General features: G+C 71.8%; 14 protein-coding genes. 11 read left to right on the top strand and 3 right to left on the bottom strand.

The window, feature by feature from the left end; all coding sequences use genetic code 11:
- Positions 1-58 precede the first annotated feature (58 nt).
- Together ACIBKY_RS28270 and ACIBKY_RS28265 are read left to right on the top strand one after the other, a co-directional pair.
- A complete protein-coding gene (locus ACIBKY_RS28270) occupies positions 59-445 on the top strand; it encodes a hypothetical protein (protein WP_397101046.1) in 387 nt (128 codons plus the stop codon).
- A 288-nt stretch (positions 446-733) separates the two neighbouring features.
- A complete protein-coding gene (locus ACIBKY_RS28265; protein WP_397101045.1) occupies positions 734-1,666 on the top strand; it encodes a DMT family transporter in 933 nt (310 codons plus the stop codon).
- Between the two features lie 4 nt (positions 1,667-1,670).
- Here the strand turns inward: ACIBKY_RS28265 and ACIBKY_RS28260 are convergent, their stop codons facing one another.
- Together ACIBKY_RS28260 and ACIBKY_RS28255 are read right to left on the bottom strand one after the other, a co-directional pair.
- A complete protein-coding gene (locus tag ACIBKY_RS28260) occupies positions 1,671-2,300 on the bottom strand; it encodes a DoxX family protein (protein WP_397101044.1) in 630 nt (209 codons plus the stop codon).
- 68 nt (positions 2,301-2,368) lie between these two features.
- Positions 2,369-3,898 (bottom strand): MFS transporter, encoded by a 1,530-nt coding sequence (locus ACIBKY_RS28255; protein ID WP_397101043.1) that lies wholly within the window; start codon positions 3,896-3,898, stop codon positions 2,369-2,371.
- Positions 3,899-4,081: 183 nt separating this feature from the next.
- On the opposite strand from ACIBKY_RS28255, the gene ACIBKY_RS28250 reads away from it, so the two are divergent.
- The 7 genes from ACIBKY_RS28250 (at position 4,082) to ACIBKY_RS28220 (ending at position 14,821) form a co-directional block, all read left to right on the top strand.
- Positions 4,082-5,794 (top strand): tetratricopeptide repeat protein, encoded by a 1,713-nt coding sequence (locus ACIBKY_RS28250; RefSeq protein ID WP_397101042.1) that lies wholly within the window; start codon positions 4,082-4,084, stop codon positions 5,792-5,794.
- Positions 5,795-5,803: 9 nt separating this feature from the next.
- On the top strand, positions 5,804-6,697 hold the full coding sequence (locus tag ACIBKY_RS28245; protein WP_397101041.1) for a haloalkane dehalogenase: 894 nt from the start codon (positions 5,804-5,806) through the stop codon (positions 6,695-6,697).
- 64 nt (positions 6,698-6,761) lie between these two features.
- Entirely contained in the window at positions 6,762-9,098 is a 2,337-nt protein-coding gene (locus ACIBKY_RS28240) for an AAA family ATPase (RefSeq protein ID WP_397101040.1), read from the top strand.
- 77 nt (positions 9,099-9,175) lie between these two features.
- Positions 9,176-10,162 carry an ABC transporter permease gene (locus ACIBKY_RS28235; RefSeq protein WP_397101039.1) on the top strand — a complete coding sequence of 329 codons (987 nt, stop codon included), beginning with the start codon at positions 9,176-9,178 and terminating at the stop codon, positions 10,160-10,162.
- Positions 10,159-11,067, top strand: a complete 909-nt coding sequence (locus ACIBKY_RS28230) for an ABC transporter permease (protein WP_397101038.1) — start codon at positions 10,159-10,161, stop codon at positions 11,065-11,067. The genes ACIBKY_RS28235 and ACIBKY_RS28230 overlap by 4 nt, the downstream gene beginning before the upstream one ends.
- Positions 11,064-13,118, top strand: coding sequence for a dipeptide ABC transporter ATP-binding protein (locus tag ACIBKY_RS28225; RefSeq protein ID WP_397101037.1), 2,055 nt, complete (start codon positions 11,064-11,066; stop codon positions 13,116-13,118). Before ACIBKY_RS28230 ends, ACIBKY_RS28225 begins: the two co-directional genes overlap by 4 nt.
- The gene (locus ACIBKY_RS28220) at positions 13,115-14,821 is read left to right on the top strand and encodes an ABC transporter family substrate-binding protein (protein WP_397101036.1); all 1,707 of its coding nucleotides are present in this window, start codon (positions 13,115-13,117) and stop codon (positions 14,819-14,821) included. Before ACIBKY_RS28225 ends, ACIBKY_RS28220 begins: the two co-directional genes overlap by 4 nt.
- A 3-nt stretch (positions 14,822-14,824) precedes the next feature.
- Here ACIBKY_RS28220 and ACIBKY_RS28215 read toward each other — a convergent pair whose 3' ends face one another.
- The gene (locus ACIBKY_RS28215; protein WP_379609482.1) at positions 14,825-15,547 is read right to left on the bottom strand and encodes a hypothetical protein; all 723 of its coding nucleotides are present in this window, start codon (positions 15,545-15,547) and stop codon (positions 14,825-14,827) included.
- A 156-nt stretch (positions 15,548-15,703) separates the two neighbouring features.
- Between ACIBKY_RS28215 and ACIBKY_RS28210 the strand changes: the two genes are divergently transcribed.
- Together ACIBKY_RS28210 and ACIBKY_RS28205 are read left to right on the top strand one after the other, a co-directional pair.
- Positions 15,704-16,792 (top strand): winged helix DNA-binding domain-containing protein, encoded by a 1,089-nt coding sequence (locus ACIBKY_RS28210; protein WP_397101035.1) that lies wholly within the window; start codon positions 15,704-15,706, stop codon positions 16,790-16,792.
- A gap of 10 nt (positions 16,793-16,802) precedes the next feature.
- A complete protein-coding gene (locus tag ACIBKY_RS28205; protein WP_397101034.1) occupies positions 16,803-17,630 on the top strand; it encodes a PhzF family phenazine biosynthesis protein in 828 nt (275 codons plus the stop codon).
- Positions 17,631-17,695 lie beyond the last annotated feature (65 nt).

Below are 17,695 nucleotides of genomic sequence, written 5' to 3'. Positions count from 1 at the left end.
CGTTGGCCAAGATCGCTGCGAGGGCGGTGGAACCCGCACCGCTCCCGATCGAAGGGCAATGATGAAGAACCTCCTCAAGACCGCCGTGGTGGGCGTCACCGTTGCTGCGGCCAGCTTCGCTCTCGCCCAGCCCGCGCTGGCCAACTCCTTCTCCAGGAACGTGGGCGACGGCACCGTCAGCTACAACGACGGCACCGACAGCCTCTGCGTCGCGGCGTTCAACTCCGAGGGCGCCCGCTGGGTGAAGGTCAAGCTCGTCCCGCTCTCCCGCCCCGGGCCCTCGCCGACGATCACCGACAAGAACAACTACTACGGCCACCCGGGCAGCACCTGCGGCAGCCTTGCCACGGCCTACGAGGACACGCGCTACCGCGCCGACATCACCTCCTACTGGGGCGAGCGCGGCACCACCGTCACCCACAGCTCCACCACCTTCTACAGCTGATCGCCGCCGGTTCCCGGCCCGTGCCGCCGCGCGGGCCGGGAACCGCGGACCCGGGGCTGGTGACCGGCGCGGAGGGGAACCGTACTGTGGGTCGTGTGACCGACTTTGACGGGCTTGTCATAGGTTCCGGGCCTGGCGGGCGTGCACGTCTTCGGCACCGGCGCCACCGAGCTGCCGCACATCAGAAGGGTCGCCAAGTTCGAGCTCTGAGATAGGGAGATATCCCTACATACTCCGAGAACAAATGCGGCTACGCTCCTGCCCGATCCATCAGACCGGGAGGGACCGATGCGGCGCTGGCTGCCCGCCTACCTCATGCTGGCGCTCGTCTGGGGCAACAGCTTCTTCTTCATCAAAGTCGCCGTCGGCGAGCTGCATCCGCTGCAGGTGTCGTTCACCCGCATGGTGATCGGCGCGGCCACGCTGCTGGCCGCCCTGGCGATCAGCCGCAAGGCGCTGCCGCGCGACCCGCGGCTCTGGGGGCACTTCCAAGTGGCCTCGGTCGTGCTGACGACGTTGCCGTTCACGCTGTTCGCCTGGGGCGAGCAGTACGTCTCCTCCGTCGTCGCCGCCATCTGGAACGCCACCACGCCCCTGTGCACGCTCGCCTTCACGCTGATGCTGCGCGCGGAGAAGCCGACCGCGAGCCGGGTGGCGGGGCTCGGGCTCGGGTTCGCCGGGGTCATGGTGGTCCTCGGCGTCTGGCAGCCGATGGCCGGTGGGCAGCTCGGGGGCAGCCTCGCCTGCTTCGCCGCCGCGCTCTGCTACGGCGTCGGCGGCGCGTACATGGGCCGGTTCATCACCGGGCGGCGCACCGAGGCGCCCGTGGTGCTGGCCACGGGACAACTGCTCAGCGGAGCCGTGCAGCTCGGCGTGATCACCCTCGTCGCCGGGGTGCCGCTGGTGGACACCACGGTCTCGGCCGGGGTGTGGTGGAGCATGCTCGCGCTCGGCGGGCTCGGGACCGGCGTGGCCTACCTGCTGTTGTACTGGGTGCAGGGGCAGGCGGGCGTCACGACCACCTCGACGGTGACCTATCTGCTGCCGGTCGTCGCGGCCCTGTCCGGGGTGGTGATCCTGGGCGAGGCGCTGACCTGGAACCAGCCGGTCGGCGCCGTGGTCATCCTGGTGGCCATCGCGCTCACCCAGGGAGCGATCCGGCTGGGGCGACGCGCCGCCGTACCCCTGGACGGGCCGGTGAAGACCCGCGCGGACGTCTGAGCGGTCACTCCTCCGACGGCTTGCGCCCGCGCGCTGCGGGCGGCTTCTTGCGCCCGGCCACGAGCGTGTCGCCGGGCGCCGTCTCGTCCGGGCCTCCGTTACGGCGGCGCGGACGGGGATGCGGCGCGGTGTCCTCGGTGGCGCCGGGTGTTTCCGGGGCCTTCTGCGGCTCCTCCCCGGCCGGGGAGGAGATCTCCGGCGCTGACGGCTCCCGCAGCGAGGCGATGACCCGGTCGGCCTCGTTGTCGGCGGCGAACTCCGAGGCCGCCTCCGACTCCCTGCGCCTGATGACCACCATGTGGTCCACGGAGATGCGCCCGGCGCCCACCACGGCCAGCAGGATCGCGGCGGCGCCCAGGGCGATGAGCTCGTTGGTCGTGATGGGGTTGAGCGGTGGCGCGATCAGGAAGACGGCCAGCGCCTCGACGAAGAGGATCAGCCCGGTGACCGGCACGGCCAGCCCGGCGATGAGCAGGGCGCCGCCGATGAGCTCGGTGAGCATGGTGACGGTGGCCCAGGCTCCGGGCGCGGGCGCGCCCTGCCGGGAGAAAGCCTCGCCCGTGGCCAGCAGCCCGACCTGCAGCTTGCTCCAGCCGTTGGCGAAGAAGAGGCCGCCCACGCCGACGCGGGCCACTAAAGCGGCTATATCTCGCATTGCCTGTCTCACGGTAGATGCCTGCCCTGAACGGGACATCACACACCTCAATCGCGGCGGAGCAGCGTGGCCACCGCGAGGGCGGTCAGGCTGAGGAGGACCACGCTGACCACGACCGTCGTGTGCAGCGCGTTGACGAAGGCCCAGCGCGCGGCGCCGAGCAACTCGCGTCCGGCGTCGCCGCCGACCTGGTCGGCGACGTGGGCCGCGCCCGCCAGCGACTGCCTGGCCTGGTCCATGCCGCCTTCCGGCACACCGGGTACGGCCGGCAGCGCGGGAGAGTAGGCGAGGGTGGTGATGGTGCCCAGCACGGCCACGCCGAGGCCCGCGCCGAGCTCGTAGGCGGTCTCCTCGATGGCCGCCGCCCCGCCCGCCCGCGACTCGGGGCAGGCGGACATGATCGTGTCGGAGGCCGCGAGCAGCGCCACCTGCACGCCGAACCCGATGCCGACGAAGCAGAGCGCGAGCATCACGGGATGCCCCTCGACGCCCCAGGTCAGCGTGGGCGACAGGGAGAGCGCCACCAGCGCGAGGCCGCCGCTCATGGTCGCCCGCATGCCGATCCTCGGCAGGATGTGCGCGGCGGCCAGCCCGCCGGAGATCGCGGAGACGACCAGCGGCAGCATGCGCACGGCGGCCTGCAACGGGCTGTCGCCGAGCACGAGCTGCAGGTACTGGGCCAGCATCAGCTGCAGCCCGACCAGCGCGAAGACGCCGAGCAGCACCCCGGCGACCCCGGTGGTGAACTCCCGGCGGCGAAACAGCCCGACGTCCAGCAGCGGCGCGGCCAGCTTGCCCTGCCGCCTGACGAACCACACCAGCAGCGCCACGCCCGCCGAGAAGACCAGCAGGGCGGCGCCGAACGGCATCAGGCCGCCAGAACCCGCCTCCTTGAGCCCGAAGGCCAGCGCCAGGATGCCGAACACGGACAGGGCGGCACTGAGCGCGTCCCAGCGGCGCCCGCCGCGCTCACGCGACTCCGGCAGCAGGCGGGTCGCGGCGGGCAGCAGCACGAGCAGGATGGGCACGTTGACCAGGAAGACCGCGCCCCACCACCAGCCGACCAGCACGCCGCCGACGAGCGGGCCGACCGCGGCGCCTCCCGCGGCCACCGCGCTCCAGACGCCCAGCGCGACGGCGCGCTCGCGCCGGTCGGTGAAGACCTGGCGGATGATCGAGAGCGTGGCCGGCATGATCATGGCCCCGCCGACGCCGAGCAGCGCGCGGGCCGCGATGAGCATGGCGGGGGTGGTCGCGGCCGAGGCCAGCGCGGAGGCCACGCCGAAGATCACGAACCCGGTCAGCACCAGCCGCTTGCGGCCGTAGCGGTCGCCGAGCGTGCCGAACAGGATGAGCAGCGGGGCCACGATCAAGGAGTAGACGTCGATGATCCACAGCAGCTGCACGGCCGAGGGCTCCAGCGCGGCCGTCAGCGCGGGCACCGCGATGTGGAGCACCGTGGCGTCCACGGTGATCAGCAACAGGCTCAGGCACAGCAGCACCAGCACGGCCCAGCGGTTGTCGTTTCCGACCCGCTGGGCCCGTTTGATGAGGGGCGCGGCCTGGGTGACGGTCATGGAACTCCCTGCGGGCCGCCTCGGTCGCAACGGGCCCGCGTCAGCATGCGTGGCAGCTTAGGCGATGTGCGGCACTTGGCATAGCGGTATCGGATGATCCGCATCTCGCCCCGACCTCTCTAGAGAGATACAGGCATATGTCCGGATCTATGAAAGTTCTACCAACCCACCGATCATGACCATGTGGGGAAAGACGAAACGGGCGACGACCCTGATCGATCCCCGCGCGAATGGAGCGCCCTGTCCGCGGCCCGGCTGCGCGACGGCCGCCCGGAGTCCGCCCTCGAAGCCGCCAGGAAGGCCGCCAGACTCGACCCCGACGCCGAATGGGCCCACCGCCTGATCAGCCTCGCCGAGGAACGGCTCGGCCGCGACGCCGAGGCCCTCGCGCACGCCGAGCACGCCGTACGGCTGGCTCCCGGATCCTGGCCGGCCCGCCTGCGCCTGTCCGCCGCCCAGCGCCGCGCCCCCGGCGGCTGGGAGCAGGCGGTCCGCCAGGCGGAACTGGCCCGCGCCTTCGCCCCGGAAGAGCTGACCCCGCACCTCCAGCTCGGCGACCTGGCCCTGATCCGCGGCGAGCACCGCCGGGCCAGGACCGCCTACGCCGCCGCTCTGGAGCGTGACATCGCCCACCCGCAGACCCGCGTCAACCTCGGCCTCGCCTGGCTGCGCTGGGACAGCCCCCGCGCCCACCACGACCCCGCCTGGCCGCTCGACCCGCGCGAGAGCGGCCGCGCCCGGCGGGCCCTGGAGGTGTGGTCACGCCAGACCCGCCTTCTCCTCGCCGTGGCCACGCTGGCCATCGGCTTCGCCGCCCTGGGCCTCGACCTGGGGCCGCAGGCCCGGCTGGGCGGCGCCGCCGTCCTGGTGGCCGTGGCCGGGCTGACGGTGCGGCAGGCGCGCAGGATCGGCGTGTGGCCCTACGTGCCGGCCATGTTCGGCCGCGCGCCCTGGCTGGGCACGTCGGTGGTGTCGGCGCTGATCGCGGTGGCCGCGTTCGCCGCCTGGCTGGTGCTGCCCGCTTTCACTTCCGCGCTCGACCCGGTCTGGGCGGGACTGACCGGCATCCTCGTGCTCGGCTGGCCCGCCCTGGCCGTCCTGCACGGGCTCGGTGGCGTCTGGCGGGGGCGGCCGCTGCGGGCGCTGGAGGAGTTCGCGCTGGCCCGCGGGGAGCGCGAGGGGCGGCGGAACACGGGGGTCGTGCTGTGGATCGTTCTCGGCCGGGTCTGGTCGGTCCTGGTGCCGCTGGTCCTCGGGGCGCTCGTGCTGGAGCCACGGGCGGCGGTGGTGGCGCTGGCGGTGCCGTACCCGCTGATGGAGGCCTATCGCAAGGCCCGCCACGGCGAGGACCGGTGGCTGCTGACGGCGGCGCTGCTGGTCGTGGTGGCGGCGCCGGCGTGCGCGGCCGGGGGAGTGTTCGCGCTGGCCTGGGCGTGGTGGGCGGGCCTGGGCGCGCTCGGCGCGGTCGTGGCGCTCTTCGCGCTGCGCGGCGCGCGCGCCTGGTGGCGCGGCGCTCCGGGCCCGTGGCGGGCCTCCCTGATCATGTGCGAGCCGCTGCTCGGCGACGCCCCGCCGGTGACCCTTTCTCCCGAGGTACGGCAGGCCTTCGCCTATGCCAGATCCGTGGTGCTCTCCTACGCCGACCCGGCGGGCCCCCGCGTCGTGGGCGCGGTCGCCTCCCTGACCAGGGCCGGAGAGCTGCGCCTGATCGCCGAGCCGCAGGCCTGGGCCGCGGTCGAGGCCGACCCGAGGGTGGCGGTGTTCGCCGCCGACCCGCTGCAGCGCCGGTTCTGGGTGGAGGTGCGCGGCATCGCCCTGGCCGGGTCCGACGTGCTGCGGGTGACACCGAGCCATGTTCTGGTCGGGGAGTTCCCAGGGCGGCACCAGCGCCGCTAACGTCGGGAGATGGATCTGCTGCGCACCCCCGAAGCGCGCTTCGCGAACGTGCCGGAGTTCCCCTACGAACCGCGCTACGCCGAGGTGGACGGCATCCGCATGGCCTGGTACGAGGCGGGTCCGCCCGACGCGGAACCGGTCGTGCTGCTGCACGGCGAGCCGAGCTGGTCCTTCCTCTACCGGCACGTCATGCGCGAACTGGCCGCGGCCGGGCTGCGCGCCATCGCCGCCGACCTGGTCGGCTTCGGCCGCTCCGACAAGCCGGCTCACCCCGCCGACCACTCCTACGCCCGCCACGTCGAGTGGACCCGCCGCCTCCTGCTGGACGAGCTCGGCCTGACCGGCATCACCCTGGTCGGCCAGGACTGGGGCGGGCTGATCGGGCTGCGCGTCGTCGCCGGGCACCCGGAGCGCTTCGCCAGGATCGTCGCCGCCAACACGGGCTTGCCGACCGGTGACATTCCCATGCCCGAGGTCTGGCACCGTTTCAAGGACGCCATGACGACCGCGCCCGTGATCGACATCGCCAGATTCGTCCAGTCCGGGTGCGCGAGCGAGCTTTCGCCCGCCGTCCGCGACGCCTACGACGCGCCCTTCCCCGACGAGAGCTACAAGTCCGGTCCGCGCGCGCTGCCCGGATTGGTCCCCGACACGCCCGAAGATCCGGCCGCGCCCGCCAACCGCGCTGCCTGGCAGATCCTCACCACGCTCGGCCTGCCGTTCCTCGTCGCCTTCTCCGACGGCGACCCCATCACCGGCGGCATGGCGCCCATCCTGAAGAGGACCATGGCCGGGGCCGCCGGGCTGGAGCATCCCGTGATCGCCGGGGCCGGCCACTTCCTCCAGGAGGACGCGGGGGCGGAGCTGGGCCGGCGCATCGCCGCATTCGTCACCGCCACCTAGCGTGTCAGGTGCGCCCAATCGTCGGTCCGGTGCGGTATAACCGGGGTCGGACCGGGGAGGCGTGATGCGGGAGTCCGACAGGACCCGGCCGGCGGGCAGAGCCGCCGCACGGGATCTGTTCGAGCAGGTGAGGTTGCGGTATTTCCAGCTTCCCCCGGCCGTGCGCCGGGTGCTCTACATCGGCGTGCTCGTCGCCGCCGTGGGCATCGCCGCGGCGCTGGGCTGGGATCTGTTCCAGACCTTCCTGGTGACGGTGGCGCTGCTGGCGTTCACGGCTCTGACGTTGCGTTTCCCACGCGCCGCGGCCACCGCGCTGGTGGCGGTGGGCTGGCTGGCGTTGCTGCCGGTCTACTCGACGATGGTGTTCGAGCCCCGCTCGGCCGCGCCCATGCTCCTCATGGTGCTGGTGGTGCCGGTGGTGGGCGTCGCCCATCTCATCCGCTGGGTGCCGCCGTGGCTCACCACGCTCATGGCGCTCGTCCCCGCGGGTTCTCTGGCCGCCGCGCTCGCCCCGGTCTCCGAGAGCGTGGCCCTGTGGGCGGCCTACGGCGCCGCCGGCGCCGTCCTGCTCTACCGCTTCGTCGCGGCCCGCCAGGCCAAGGCCCAGCTGACCTCCGAGGAACAGGTACGCGTCCGTGGCCGCGACGGCAGGCAGGAGGCGCAGCCGGAGCGCGGCGCCCCGCAGAAGCCGATCTCGGTCGAGGAGGCGCTCGCCGAGCTGGAAAGCATGATCGGACTGTCACCGGTCAAGGACCAGGTCCGCTCGATCGCCGCCTCCATCGAGGCCTCCAGGCTGCGCGCGGAGGCGGGCTACTCGGCCGAGCGGCCCACCCGCCACTTCGTCTTCGTCGGCCCGCCCGGCACCGGCAAGACCAGCGTCGCCCGCACCCTCGCCAAGATCTTCTACGCGTTCGGCCTGCTGGAGACTCCGCAGGTGGTCGAGGCGCAACGGGCCGACCTGGTCGGCGAGTTCCTGGGCGCGACCGCGATCAAGACCAACGAGCTGGTCGACCGGGCGCTCGGCGGGGTGCTGTTCATCGACGAGGCCTACAGCCTGATCAACTCCTCCGACGGCCAGCCCGACCGCTTCGGCGCGGAGGCGGTGCAGACACTGCTGAAGCGGGCCGAGGACGACCGGGAACGGCTGATCATCATCCTGGCCGGCTACGAGCAGGAGATGACCGGCTTCCTGGCCTCCAATCCGGGCCTGGCCAGCCGCTTCGCCACCCGCGTGCGCTTCCCCAGCTACTCGCCGGCCGAGCTGGCCGAGATCACCGAGCTGCTCCAGGGCCGCCGCGGTGACCGCATGGGGCTGGGGGCGCCCGCCGCGCTGCTCGGCCTGTTCGAGGACGTCCAGCGCCGCGGACTGGTCGACGAACTGGGCAACGCGCGCTTCGTGCGCAGCCTGGTCGAGGCGGCCGCGCAGGCCCGCGACGTGCGCGTGGTCGGCGCCGGGGGCACCCCCACGACCGAGGACCTCGTCACCACCACCACGGCCGACCTCACCAAGGCCTTCGACGAGCTGACGGCCCGCTTCCGCGGCTACGAGGCCACGCCCACGCTGGAGGAGGCGCTCGGCGACCTCGACCGCATGGCGGGCCTGGAGCCGGTCAAGCGCCAGGTCCACGCGATCGCCGCCCAGCTCCAGGTGGCCAGGATGCGCCAGGAGCGCGGGCTGCCCACGCCGCCGCAGACCCGGCACTTCGTCTTCGCGGGCCCGCCCGGCACCGGCAAGACCACCGTGGCCCGCGTCATCGGCCGCATCTTCGCCGCGCTCGGCCTGCTGGCCAGGCCCGACGTCGTCGAAGCCCACCGCGCAGACCTGGTCGGCCAGCACCTCGGCGCGACCGCGATCAAGACCAACGAGCTGGTCGACCGGGCGCTCGGCGGGGTGCTGTTCATCGACGAGGCCTACAGCCTGGTCAACCCCGGCTACTCCGGCGGCGACGCGTTCGGCAACGAGGCCGTGCAGACGCTGCTCAAGCGGGCAGAAGACGACCGCGACCGGATCGTCATCGTGCTGGCCGGCTACCAGCGCGAGATGGACGCCTTCCTCGCCACCAACCCCGGCCTGGCCAGCCGCTTCAACCAGCGCGTGGCCTTCCCCAGCTACAGCCCCGGTGAACTGTCGGAGATCGCCGCCCTGCTGGCCGACAAGGCCGGCGACCGCTTCGACGAGGCGGCCCTGCGCGACCTCGACGAGGTGTTCGGCTGGGTGTGCGGCGAGAAGCTCATCGACGGCCTCGGCAACGGCCGCTTCGCCCGCTCGCTGTTCGAGCGGGCCGCGCTCCGGCGCGACGTGCGCCTGGCCGCGCTGGGCGTCGACGCCAGCTCCGCCGAGCTGACCACTATCACCAGCGAAGATGTCCGGGCAGCGGTGGACGAACTATCCGGACGCTAACGTAACTCCTCTTTGACACTTGGCTGCGGCCTCTCCGTTACATGGTGTAGCACTATGACTACGGAGGGGAGGTGTGGATGGCGGGGTTCCTGGCTCGCAGGCTGCTCAACTATCTGGTGCTGGTCGCGGTGGCGTCGAGTCTCGCGTACATGCTGGCGGCCGGCGCGCTCGACCCGCGTTCCAACTACGCCGACCGCACTCCCAAGCCGCCGCCCGCGGTCGTCGACGCCCAGCTGACCGCGCTCAACCTCAACGACAAGACGCCGCTCATCCAGCGCTACGCGACCTGGGCGGCCGGGGTGCTCCACGGCGACTTCGGCAGGACCGTCACCGGCACCTCCGTCAACGAGGACCTGGCCCGGCGGGCGGGCGTCACCTTCCGGCTGGTCATGCTCGGGCTGATCTGCGGCAGCCTGGTCGGCGTGCTGGTGGGCGCCTATGCGGCGGTCAAGCAGTACGGATGGTTCGACCGGCTCTCGACGGGGATGTCGTTCCTCGTCCTCGCGATCCCCGTGGTCGTCCTGGCCACCATGCTCATCCTCGCCGGCACCTGGCTCAACGAGAACGTCTTCGGCGCCAAGGTCTTCCTGGTCAGCGGCGAGTACTCCGACGGCCTCGACACCGGGTTCTGGGGCGGCGTGCTCGACCGGCTGCAGCACCTCATCCTGCCGACGGTCTCACTGTCGCTCGGCCTGATCGCCACCTTCAGCCGCTACCAGCGCAACATGATGCTCGACGTGCTCGGCGCCGACTTCATCCGCACCGCGGTGGCCAAGGGGCTGAGCAGACGCAAGGCGCTGACCAGGCACGCGCTGCGCACCGCGCTGATCCCCGTCGTCACCTACTTCGCCTTCACCTTCGGCACGCTGCTGACCGGGGCCACGTTCACCGAGAAGATCTTCGGCTGGCACGGGCTCGGCGAGCAGCTGATCAACTCGATCTTCACCAACGACGTCAACACCGTGGCCGCCATCGCCTTCCTCGCCGCCATCGCGGTCCTGGCCGCCTCGCTCGCGGCCGACGTGCTCCACGCCGCCCTCGACCCGCGGGTGAGAACCGCATGAGCCTTCAGGAGGAGGAGCTCGCCGAAGAGCTCCGGCAGCCGCCGCGCGCGCCCTCGCGGCTGAGGATGGTGGGCGGCCGCTTCTTCGGTTCGACGCAGGGGCGGATCGGCTTCGCCGTACTGGCGGCGATGTTCCTGCTGGCCTTCGTGGGGCCGCTGTTCAGCCCGTGGACCTACACCGACAAGGACTTCACCGCCTTCCTGCAGCCGCCGTCGGCGCGGCACTGGTTCGGAACGCTCCAGACCGGCGCCGACGTCTACGCGGTCACGCTGCGCGGCATGCAGAAGTCGCTGATCGTGGGCCTGCTGGCGGCGCTGCTGTCCACGGCGCTGGCCGCGACCGTCGGCGCCTTCGCCGGCTACTTCGCCGGCTGGACCGACCGCACGCTGAGCTGGATCACCGAGTTGCTGCTCGTGCTGCCCGCCTTCCTCATCCTGGCGATCATGTCGCCGCTGTTCGGCGACGGGCAGTGGGTGCTGTTCGTGGTCATGCTGGCGTTGTTCCTGTGGATGGTCACCTCGAAGATCGTCAGAGGGATGACGATCTCGCTGAAGCACCGCGAGTACATCCAGGCCGCCCGGTTCATGGGCGTCCCGCCCGTGACGATCATCTTCCGGCACGTGATCCCCAACCTGTCGTCGCTGCTCATCGTCGACGCCACGCTCAACGTCAGCGCCGCCATCCTCACCGAGACCTCGCTGTCGTACTTCGGCTTCGGCATCCAGCCGCCCGACGTCTCCTTCGGCACGCTCATCGCCGACGGCGCCAAGACCGCCGTCTACGCGCCGTGGACGTTCTGGTTCGTGGCCGCGCTGCTGGTGGTCACCGTGCTGGCCGTCAACCTCATCGGCGACGCCCTGCGCGACGCGTTCGACCCGTCCGCCGCGCGGAAGGGGCGGCGATGAGCGCGGGGGAGCCGGTGCTGGAGGTGCGCGACCTGCACGTCACCTTCGGCGACGTGCGCGCCGTGCGCGGCGTCAGCTACGCCGTACGGCCCGGCGAGGTCCTCGGCATCGTCGGCGAGTCCGGCTCCGGCAAGTCCGTCACCGCCGCCGCGGTCATGGGACTGCTGCCCCCGAGCGCCACCGTCACCGGCTCGGTACGGCTCAGCGGCCAGGAGCTCATCGGCGCGCCGGAGAAGCGGCTGACCGCCCTGCGCGGCAAGACGATCTCCATGGTCTTCCAGGACCCGCTGTCGGCCCTGACCCCCGTCTACCGCGTCGGCGACCAGATCGCCGAGGCGGTGCGCGTCCACCAGAAGGTCACCAAGGAGCAGGCCATGGTCCGGGCGGTGGAACTGCTCGACCTGGTCGGCATCCCCAACCCGGGGCAGCGGGCGCTGGGCTTTCCCCACGAGTTCTCCGGCGGCATGCGCCAGCGGGCGGTCATCGCCATGGCGATCGCCAACGATCCCGACGTGATCATCTGCGACGAGCCGACCACCGCGCTCGACGTCACCATCCAGGCGCAGGTGCTGGAGGTGCTGAAGACGGCCCAACGGGAGACCGGCGCCGCGATCGTCATGATCACCCACGACCTCGGGGTCGTGGCCGGGTTCGCCGACCGGGTGCTGGTGATGTACGCGGGGCGGCCGGTCGAGGTGGGGGCGGTGGACGACATCTACTACCGGATGCGCATGCCGTACACGGTGGGGCTGCTCGGCTCGATCCCGCGCGTCGACCGGGGCGGGCGCCAGCCGCTGGTGCCCATCGAGGGCGCGCCGCCCTCGCCCGCCGCGCTGCCGCCCGGCTGCCCGTTCGAGCCGCGCTGCCCGATGGCGGTCGAGGAGTGCTCGGTCGCCGAGCCGGCGCTGCTCCAGGTCGGGCACGGCCACGAGGCGGCCTGCATCCGCTGGGCCGACGTCGGGGTCAGGCCGCCGGGCCGGCACGCCGTGCGGGCCGCGGCGGCCGTCCACGGAGGGCGGGGCGCACAGGAGGTGGTCCTGCACGTGGATGGGCTGGTCAAGCAGTATCCGCTGATGAAGGGCTCGTTGTTCAAGCGCAGGGTCGGCACCGTGCAGGCGGTGGCCGGGATCAGCTTCGACATCCGCCAGGGCGAGACGCTCGGGCTGGTGGGGGAGTCCGGCTGCGGCAAGACCACGACGCTGATGGAGATCCTGGAGCTGGTCAAGCCGCAGGACGGCCGGATCGTCGTCCTCGGGCGGGACACCGCGCGCATGGCCGCCGGCGACCGGATGGCGATCAGGCGCGACATGCAGGTCGTCTTCCAGGACCCGCTGGCCTCGCTCGACCCGCGGATGACCGTGCACGACATTCTGGCCGAGCCGCTGCGCACCCACCGGCGCGGCGACACCGGCTCGCGGGTGCGTGAACTGCTGCGGCTGGTCGGCCTGGACGAGTCGCACGCAGCCCGCTACCCGCAGGACTTCTCCGGCGGTCAGCGCCAGCGCATCGGCATCGCCCGCGCGCTGGCGCTCGAACCGAAGCTGGTCGTCCTGGACGAGCCGGTCTCCGCGCTCGACGTCTCGATCCAGGCCGGCGTGATCAACCTGCTCGACGCGCTGAAGTCCAGGCTCGGCCTGTCCTATCTGTTCGTCGCGCACGACCTGGCCGTCGTGCGCTACATCGCCGACCGGGTGGCCGTCATGTACCTGGGCCGGATCGCCGAGATCGGCCAGGTGGACACCGTCTACGACGGGCCCATGCACCCCTACACGCAGGCGCTGCTGTCGGCGATCCCGCTGCCCGACCCGCGGCGCGAGCGCACCCGGCGCCGGATCCTGCTCGACGGCGACCTGCCCAGCCCCGCCGACCCTCCCTCCGGGTGCCGCTTCCGTACCCGCTGCCCCAAGTTCAGGACGCTCGCGGACAACGAGCGGTCCCGGTGCGTGGAAAGCGAGCCCGAGGTACGCGCCCTGGCCCACGACCACGGCGTGGCCTGCCACTACGCCGAGAAGCTAGAAGTCGTACAGAACCACGAGGAGTCACATCCATGAAGGCATCACGTCTCGCCCTCGCCGCCGTGCTGACCGGCTCGCTGGCTCTGGCGGGCTGCGGTGGCGGCGGCAGCGGCGGATCGGCGGGCGGCAGCGGCGCCGGACCGTCCGGCGACGGCGCCGCGATCAAGGCGTTCGACATCAACCTTCAGCCGCGCGAGCAGGTCCGCGACGGCGGCACACTGCGCTGGGGGCTCAACGAGTTCCCCTCGCAGTGGAACCGCAACCACGTCGACGGCAACCTCCTCATGGCCTCCGTGGTCAGCAACGCCCTGCTCCCGTGGCCCTTCCGCTCGAACGAGAAGGCCGAGATCTCCGTCAACCCCGACTACCTGGTCGACGCGAAGATCACCGGGAGCGACCCCAAGCAGGTGGTCACCTACACGCTCAACCCGAAGGCCAAGTGGTCCACCGGCGACCCGATCACGTGGGAGGACTACGCGGCCCAGTGGAAGGCGCTCAACGGCCGCGACACCGCCTTCCGGATCGTCTCGCCGACCGGCTACCAGGACATCGAGAGCGTCACGAAGGGCAAGGACGACTACGAGGTGGTCGTCACGTTCGCCCGGCCCTTCGCCGACTGGCAGTCGCTGTTCGGGCCGCTGCTGCCGAAGTCCGCCAACGGCTCGCCCGAGGCGTTCAACACCGGCTGGCTCAACAAGATCCCGGTGACGGCGGGGCCGTTCGCGTTCAAGGCCTTCGACCAGACCGCCAAGACGATCACGATCGTCCGCGACGACACGTGGTGGGGCGACCGGGCCAAGCTCGACCAGATCATCTACCGCGCCTCCGAGCAGGACTCGCTGATCGGCGCGTTCGGCAACGGCGAGCTCGACATCACCGACGTCGGCCCCTCCGCCCCCGACTACGCCCGCGCCAGGTCCACCTCCGGCGCCGAGGTACGCCAGGCCGCCGGCCCCGACTTCCGCCACTTCACCTTCAACGGCTCCAGCGAACCGCTCAAGGACGTCAACGTCCGCCAGGCGATCCAGCTCGGCATCAACCGGCAGGCCATCGCCCAGTCCGACCTGCAGGGCCTGGACTGGCCGATCACGCTGCTGAACAACCACTTCTTCATGAACACCCAGGAGGGCTACCAGGACAACGCGGGCGAGCTCGGCGTCTACAACCCGGAGAAGGCCAAGCAGATGCTGGACGCCGCCGGGTGGAAACTCGTCGGCGGTGTCAGGCAGAAGGACGGCAAGCCGCTTGAGCTGCGGTTCGTCGTGCCGACCGGGGTGCAGCTGAGCAAGTCGGAGGGTGAGCTGGCCCAGAACATGCTCGCCCAGATCGGCGTCAAGCTCACGCTGAAGGCGGTGCCGAGCGACGACTTCTTCACCAAGTACGTCATCCCCGGCAACTTCGACATCACGCCGTTCGCCTACATCGGCACGCCGTACCCGGTGTCGAGCAGCTATGGCATCTACGTGAACTCGCCCGACGGCGGCAAGACCTGGAACGCCAACTTTGGCAGGACCGGTTCCGCGGCCATCGACGCCGCCATGCAGAAGGCCGGGTCCGCGCTCGACCCCGCGCGGGCGCGGACCGAGACGAACCAGGCCGACAAGCTGATCTGGCAGGAGGTCAACGTGCTGCCGCTGTACCAGCGCCCGCAGAACGTGGCGACCAAGGCCAACCTCGCCAACGCGGGCGCCCGCGGCTTCTACGACCTGCGCTACCAGGACATCGGTTTCACCAAGTGACGGCTAGCCGTAGTTGATGACGGAGGAGATGCGGTCGTTCCAGCCGAGGCTGTCGAGCTCCCGCATCTCCTGGTACGGCTGGACGTGCAGCGAGGCGCCGCCCAGATCGATGTGGTCGTAGTAGGCCACGTGGCAGTCGTTGGTGCTCATGGAGCTGATCGTGTCGTTCCAGGACGGCGAGGTGGGCCAGCCGCCGCGCCGCTTGATGGCGAGGTTGGGCCAGTAGTAGCCGGCCTGCAGCCAGAACCAGTCGCCGCCGTAGTGGTGGTGCTCGAACATCTGCACCTCCCTCGCCGCCGCCTGGACGCGCGGGCGTGTCTGCGCGGCGGCCCAGGCGGCGGCGCGCAGGTGCCGGCCGTCGGTGAAGGCGTGCAGGGTGGGGCCGGTGTCGTCGAGGGCGAAGGTGAGCGGCTGGCCGTTGAAGCGCGTGATGTCGGCCGGGTCGTACGCCACGCCGTCCACCACCAGGGCCATCCGCGGCGGCCGGTGCACGATGGCGGGGTCGCTCGCCGGTCCGTGCAGCGTGCTCAGGCCGCTGACCCGGCTGGGCTGGGCGGGCGGAGGCTGGGTGAGCGCGTGGCCGACGAACTCCGGCAGCGTGGTGATGCCGCGTTCGCTCAGCACCTCCAGGACGTCCTCTTCGCTGATGCCGCCGACATGTGCGGAAAAATCCAGCAATCGCTCCACCTCGCGCCGCGTCTCCGTGGTGATCGGTTCTCTACTCACGTCGCTCTCCTTTCGGCCGCACCGTCGCGGCCAGGGACGCCATGTTCTCCGCGGCCCGCGGGGGCGGGACAGTAGCCGGACTGTGACACCTTGACTACTTCTCGCGACTTTCAGTCAAGATGAGCGTTCATGCGGGTCAGGTGTAGAAAGGGGCACGTGAACGTTGCGGTGACCTGGTCACAGGTACTGGCATGGCGGCTGCGGCGCCAGCACGTGAGCGGCCCCGGCGCCGACGGGCCCGTGGCGGTGGCCAGGCGGCTGTGCGGGATACAGACCCAGGTGGCCTCCTCGGCCCAGCAGGCGGTCGCGGTACGCAGCGCGCGCCCCGACCCCGGCGCCGTCGACCGGGCCCTGTGGCAGGAGCGCACGCTGGCCAAGACCTGGGTGATGCGCGGCACCCTGCACCTGGTGCCGGCCGATCTGCTGCCCGACTACTGCGCCGCGCTGGCCACGCTGCGCTTCTGGGAGAAGGGCGTGTGGCAGCGCGGCCACGGCGTGAGCGCGGCCGAGATCGAGGCGATCGTCGAGGCCGTCCCGAAGGCGCTGGGCCCGACCCCGCTGACTCGCGAGGAACTGGTCGACGCCGTCGTGGCCGGCACCGGCGACGCCCACCTGCGCGAGGCGCTCACCTCGGGATGGGGCGCCCTGCTGAAGCCCCTGAGCAGGCTGGGCGAGCTGTGCTACGGCCCGCCGCGCGACGGCAAGGTCACCTTCACCGCGCCGCGCGGCTGGCTGCCGTCCTGGCCCGCCGAGCTGCCGCCCCAGGAGGAGGCCGGCGTCCGCGTCCTGCGCGACTACCTGGGCGCCCACGGACCGGCCTCGCCGGAGACGTTCGACAGGTGGCTGTTCGGCGGCGTCGCGAAGAAGTCGGTGCTGAAGGGCTGGTTCCGCGACCTGGCGCCCGAGCTGACCGAGATCGACGTGGACGGCGAACCCCTGCTGGCCCTCACCGAGCACCTCGGCGAACTGGCCGCCACCCGGCCGTCGGAGGAGGTCCACCTGCTGCCCGGCTTCGACCAGTACATCCTCGCCGCACCCCGGAACCTGGCGGCGCTCATCCCGCCCGCGGTGAAGCCCAAGGTCAGCCGTGCGGCGGGCTGGATCTCACCCGTGGTGGTCCACCGGGGCCGGGTGGCAGGGGTGTGGGAGCCCAAGGACATGAAGGTGGAGCTGTTCGAGGACGTCCCCGCCGGCCCGCTCGCCGAAGCGGTGACCGGGATGCGGGCGCTGCTCGCCGAGCTGTGACACTGGAACCATGACCCGAGACTTCGCGCAGGTCGACGTTTTCACCGACACCCCCTACCGAGGCAACCCGCTGGCCGTGGTCCTCGACGGCGACGGGCTGAGCACCGAGGACATGCGGCGCTTCGCCCACTGGACGAACCTGTCAGAGACCACGTTCGTCCTGCCGCCCACCACCCCCGAGGCCGACTACCGGGTCCGGATCTTCACCCCCACCACAGAACTGCCGTTCGCCGGCCACCCCACGCTCGGCACCTGCCACGCCTGGCTGGAGGCCGGGGGCAAGCCGGCCGGCGGAGACACGATCGTCCAGGAGTGCGGCGCGGGCCTGGTCGACGTGCGGCGCACCGCCGGCGGGCTCGCCTTCGCCGCGCCGCCGCTGCTGCGCGAGGGGCCGGTGGAGGACGAACTGGTCGAACGCCTGGCCGAGACGCTGCGCATCGACCGCACCGCGATCGTGGACGCGCAGTGGGCCGACAACGGGCCGGGGTGGGTGGCGGTGCTGCTGGGCAGCGCGCAGGAGGTGCTGGAGGTGCGGCCCGGCGTCGTGGACCTGGACATCGGGGTGGCGGGGCCGTACCCGGAGGGGTCGCCGCAGGCGTTCGAGGTGCGCGCGTTCTTCCCCCTGCACGGCGCCACGGCGGAGGACCCGGTCACGGGCAGCCTGAACGCGTCCCTGGCCCGCTGGCTCCTGCGCACCGGGCGCGCCACCGCCCCCTACACGGCCTCCCAAGGCACCGCCCTCGGCCGCGCCGGCCGCGTCCACATCTCCACCGAGGCGGACGTCATCTGGGTCGGCGGCTCTTCCGTCACCTGCGTTCGCGGCGCGGTGTTTCTCTAGCCCTCCTTTCCGTCACGGCTCTCTTTCCGTTACGGCGCAGCCGCCCCCACGCCACCCGCCGTCGT

It is taken from the genome of Nonomuraea sp. NPDC050394, assembly GCF_044459065.1.
Taxonomy (GTDB): domain Bacteria; phylum Actinomycetota; class Actinomycetes; order Streptosporangiales; family Streptosporangiaceae; genus Nonomuraea.
The sequence above is the reverse complement of the archived record's forward strand: the minus strand, read 5'-3'. Positions and strand labels throughout refer to the sequence as shown.

Coding starts and splice junctions, on each gene's coding strand:
- ACIBKY_RS28270 (WP_397101046.1), top strand. CDS start 59: ATGATGAAGAACCTCCTCAAGACCGCCGTGGTGGGCGTCACCGTTGCT.
- ACIBKY_RS28265 (WP_397101045.1), top strand. CDS start 734: ATGCGGCGCTGGCTGCCCGCCTACCTCATGCTGGCGCTCGTCTGGGGC.
- ACIBKY_RS28255 (WP_397101043.1), bottom strand. CDS start 3,898: ATGACCGTCACCCAGGCCGCGCCCCTCATCAAACGGGCCCAGCGGGTC.
- ACIBKY_RS28245 (WP_397101041.1), top strand. CDS start 5,804: ATGGATCTGCTGCGCACCCCCGAAGCGCGCTTCGCGAACGTGCCGGAG.
- ACIBKY_RS28240 (WP_397101040.1), top strand. CDS start 6,762: ATGCGGGAGTCCGACAGGACCCGGCCGGCGGGCAGAGCCGCCGCACGG.
- ACIBKY_RS28235 (WP_397101039.1), top strand. CDS start 9,176: ATGGCGGGGTTCCTGGCTCGCAGGCTGCTCAACTATCTGGTGCTGGTC.
- ACIBKY_RS28230 (WP_397101038.1), top strand. CDS start 10,159: ATGAGCCTTCAGGAGGAGGAGCTCGCCGAAGAGCTCCGGCAGCCGCCG.
- ACIBKY_RS28225 (WP_397101037.1), top strand. CDS start 11,064: ATGAGCGCGGGGGAGCCGGTGCTGGAGGTGCGCGACCTGCACGTCACC.
- ACIBKY_RS28220 (WP_397101036.1), top strand. CDS start 13,115: ATGAAGGCATCACGTCTCGCCCTCGCCGCCGTGCTGACCGGCTCGCTG.
- ACIBKY_RS28205 (WP_397101034.1), top strand. CDS start 16,803: ATGACCCGAGACTTCGCGCAGGTCGACGTTTTCACCGACACCCCCTAC.